The 4,329-nt window shown below is 49.5% G+C and carries 4 protein-coding genes; all 4 read right to left on the reverse strand.

Annotated features, from left to right (window positions below; all coding sequences use genetic code 11):
• Window positions 1–858 (reverse strand): asparagine synthase (glutamine-hydrolyzing) (gene asnB, locus VIM87_RS14780; RefSeq protein WP_331997736.1); only part of this gene is annotated, 858 nt, incomplete at its 3' end.
• Window positions 859–1,057: 199 nt separating this feature from the next.
• Entirely contained in the window at window positions 1,058–2,035 is a 978-nt protein-coding gene (locus VIM87_RS14785) for a TauD/TfdA family dioxygenase (RefSeq protein WP_331997737.1), read from the reverse strand.
• Between the two features lie 18 nt (window positions 2,036–2,053).
• Complete coding sequence (locus VIM87_RS14790) at window positions 2,054–3,808, reverse strand: condensation domain-containing protein (RefSeq protein WP_331997738.1); 1,755 nt, start codon at window positions 3,806–3,808, stop codon at window positions 2,054–2,056.
• Between the two features lie 59 nt (window positions 3,809–3,867).
• A complete protein-coding gene (locus VIM87_RS14795; protein ID WP_331997739.1) occupies window positions 3,868–4,161 on the reverse strand; it encodes a hypothetical protein in 294 nt (97 codons plus the stop codon).
• Between the last annotated feature and the right edge of the window lie 168 nt (window positions 4,162–4,329).

Here is a 4,329-nt window from a genome sequence, read left to right on the forward strand (position 1 = left end):
GGTATCCGGGTGGATCTTTTTCATCATTGCGCCAATAAGTGATGAATCCAACCCCCCGCTCAGGTAAAAACCTACCGGCACATCTGCGTTTAGCCGGTACCGGATGGATTGCAGCAGGATCTCTTCCAGCTGCTCCGCATAATAGGATTCCGGCTTGTTCTCATAATTATGTTCCTGCGGGTAGTAATCAATATCCCAGTATTCGCTAGCGCTTACCTTGCCATCCTTTACCTGCAGGTAATGACCTGGTTTCAGGCTGATCACATTTTTGAACATGGTGGCCGGGCTTACCAGGCCGGGGAATGCAAATACCTGGTCCAGGCCTGTGAGGTCTACGGCTCTTTTCACCATCGGGTTTTGCAGAATGGCTTTAATCTCTGAACCAAAGATGAGCACCTCGTCTGTAATGGTATAGAACAGCGGGCAAATGCCAAAATGATCCCGCGCCAGCAAAAAGCTATTGTTACGCGCGTCGGAAATGGCAAAGGCAAACTGCCCGTTCAGCCTTTCAATAAAAGCAGTACCATATTCCAGGTAGGCGTGCAGCACTACTTCCACATCGCAGTTGGTGGTAAAATGATAACCTTTCTGCTGCAGCTCTGCACGCAGCTCTTTGTAGTTATAGATCTCGCCATTACAGATCATGCGCACCTGCTCATCGGCTGTAAAATACGGCTGGTGGCCATGCGCCAGGTCAATGATGCTGAGGCGGCGAAAACCCAGCCCTACATTTTTATCAATGAAGCAGGATGCTTCATCCGGCCCGCGGTGCTGGATGGCATCTGCCATCGCCATCACGGTTGAGCGCTCAATGGTATATTTTGATTTAATGTCGAAAATCCCGGTTATGCCACACATAAGGTAGTTTTTAGGTTGAAGTACTTCGGAAGAATAATTACGAATTAATCAATTACGAATTACGAACTGGTACTGCGAGATGGTAAGAATTATCAGTTATGAATTATCAATTATCATTACAAATCAAGCAATCAAACAATCCAACGTAAAACTTCACTATGCTCTACTCAATTCGTAATTGATTAATTCGTAATTGAACCTACGGCGCCATAGACACCACCGTCTGCCGGTCGCCGGTGTAGGATTTACGGCCATGCGCTGCCAGCATATTATCCAGCACCACAAAATCTCCTTTTACCCAGGGGCGGGTTATGGCAACACCGTTAATGGTATCGATCACTTCCTTAATGGCAGCTTCCGGTATTTTGGTGCCATCGCCAAAGCAGGCATACAAAGGCAATTCCTCTTCATTAAAATCTGCCAGCAGCATCAGGGTTTCATATACTTCTTTGCGGAAGTGGGAAGGGTGGAACTGGTCGGCCTGGTTAAACCATACTCGCTCCCCGGTAACCGGGTGCTTACGTGTAGCCGGGCGGGTATGTACCAGCTTTAAGCCGCCGTTATCTTTCCAGTAATATTCTATTTCTATTTCATCGCAATGGCGTTCCACTATTTTGCGGTCTTCTGTTTCAAAAGTGTCCATCCAGGTGGGGCCTAAACCATCGCCGGCATGCAGGTTGCGTACATAGCGTACTTTTTTGTTCTCAAACTCATCCAGCAAGGAGGGGTTCATTACCCGTACTACTTCGCGGCTATCGGCCAGCGGCGTTTCACCACCGGTAGCTGCAGGTATAATGCTGCCAAAGTATAAGCGTGACGGCCATTTTACGGAGTAAGAAAGCTCATTGTGCAGCGTAATATCAAAAGCCGGGTCATACTCTGTGGAGATGTACACATGGCCTTTCAGGTTGCGGCGGGGATAGCTGCCATCCACGTAGTTGCGGAACTTGGTGGAAACAGAGGCCGTCATTCTTTCAAAATCCGGCACCGTGTTAATGGCTACGCCCTGGATCAGCACAGCGCCTTTTTTCAGCAGCTGCTCATCTATATATGCGGTGTTATTCCTGTACCATTCTATTAAAGTATCTACGGGAGTGTTCTTTTCAAAAGTGATGGTCAGCGGGAACTGTTGTTCATCCACCTGCACCAGCGCTTCCTGTAACATAGTATGTTCCATAGTCTGCTGTTTTATGGTTTATGATAGGTTATACATGCTGTTGAGGAAATCGTCTGCTTCAGCTGCTTCTTCGCCGGAAGTAAGCAGGGTTACAGCGTTCAGGGGCAGGCCGGGGTTATCCAGCAGCTGCTGCAATACATAGTTGAAATGCGCTTCCAGCTGTTCTATGGTTTCGCGGCGGAACAGGTCTGTATTGTATTCCAGGATCACCTGTAGGTGGTCGTCAAATGCAGTGAATTTAAAGGTGAGGTCTACCTTGCTGGTAAGGTAACCCGGGTTATATTCCGTTACCTGCAGGTCGCTCTTGTCATCGAACGTCATGGGCGCATCTGTTAGCTGCACCCATACATCTGTAAGCGGCGCACGGCGGTTATCAAATTCCAGGTTCAGCGCGCGTACCAGCTCGTCAAAAGGATAGTGCTGATGTGCATAGGCATTGGTAACTGTTTGCTTTACCTTATGCAGCAGCTGGCGGAAAGTGAGCGTGCTGCTGAATTGTGTGCGCAATGCCAGCATGTTCACAAACAAGCCTACCAGCGGCTCCACATCTTTATGCGTACGGCCGGCAATAGGTGCGCCAATGATCATATCTTCCTGGCCGGTGAAGCGGTTCAGCAGGGCTTTTACCGCTGCTACCAGCGCCATGAACAGGGAGGCGCCTTCCTGCTGCGCACAGGCCTGCAATTGTGCCGTGATGGCAGCTGGGATGGAAAATGTATATACATCCCCGTTAGTAGTACGTTCTGCCGGGCGCGGATAATCCGTAGGGAACTGCAGTACCGGCAGCTCACCGGCAAACTGTTGCTGCCAGTATTGCGCCTGCTCCTGTAATACGGCATCACTCAGCTGCGTATTTAACCAGGCTGCATAATCTTTATACTGGATAGCCAAAGGCAATAAAGGATTTGCCAGCTGTTTGCTGTAAGCGGCATACAGGGTGAAAAGCTCTTTTACAAGGATCTCCTCTGACCAGCCATCGGAAATAATATGATGGGTATTGAACAGGAAAATGAAGCGGTCTTTTGCCAGCTGCAGCAGCTGCGTACGGATCAATGGTCCCTGCTGCAGATCAAAAGGCATGGACATGGCCTGCATAGCTATTTCCTTAGCAGCTTCCAACGGATCTTTAACGGTTTGCAGGTCCGTGGTGGAAAGGGGTACTTCCATTACAGCGTGGATCTTTTGCTGCACGGCGCCACCGCTGCTTACAAAAGTGGTACGCAGACTTTCATGCCGTATCACCAGTATGGTGATGGCCTTTTGCAAAGCGGCCTTATCCAGCTTACCTTCCAGTATAAATGCCGCAGGCATATTATATAAGGCAGGTTGTGAACCGAATTGGTCCTGGATCCACAATCCTTTCTGGGCCGGTGTTACGGGGTAATAAGTTTGCTGCGGGGCAACAGGTATGGCCTGGTAAGCGCTGGCAGATGCGCTTTCAATGAAAGCTGCCATCTGCCGGATGTCCGGGCGGGCAAACATATCGCTTAGCTTCACTCCTACTTCAAACTGCTGGTAGATGCGGGATATAACCTGCATCGCTTTTAAAGAAGTGCCGCCGGCTTTAAAGAAATTTGCCTTACGGCCAATATTGTTCAAACCCAGGATGGATTTCCAGATGGTTTCTAATTGCTGTTCCGTTTCACCCTGCACAGGTTCATAGTCGGCCGGATCCAGCACCAGGGCTTCGGGTTTCGGCAGGGCTCTTTTATCTACCTTGCCATTGATGGTCAAAGGAAATTCCGTCATAGGCACAAACCAGGCGGGGATCACGTTCTCATTCAGCTCCGCTTCCAGGTAAGTGCGTAGCTCCGTTACCGTTACGCCGGGCGCTATATAATAACAAACCAGCTCGTTCTGGTGATCATTGTTCTATGCGCCATTACCACTACTTCCTGCATACCGGGCATGCCCAGTACGGCCTGTTTAATTTCGTTCAGCTCTACACGGATGCCGTTCACCTTCACCTGCTCATCCAAACGGCCCAGTATTTCTATGTTGCCATCCGGCAGGTACTTACCCATGTCGCCGGTTTTGTGCATCAGCTCCGTACGGTCTTTCACAAAAGGGTTCTGGATAAATACGCTGGCAGTTAAAACCGGGTCTTTATAATAACCTTTGGTCATGAAAGGTGTGCGGATGTATACTTCCCCGCTCTTACCCCGCTCGCATCACTGGCCCTGGTGTAAGATCATCACCGCTGTGTTGCTGATGGGTTGCCCCACGTGCATTACCTGCGAAGCATCTGCCGGGGCTTCTTTAATACGGTAAAAAGTTTTGGCCAGGGTGGTTGC

It is taken from the genome of Chitinophaga sp. (genome assembly GCF_036569125.1).
GTDB lineage: Bacteria > Bacteroidota > Bacteroidia > Chitinophagales > Chitinophagaceae > Chitinophaga.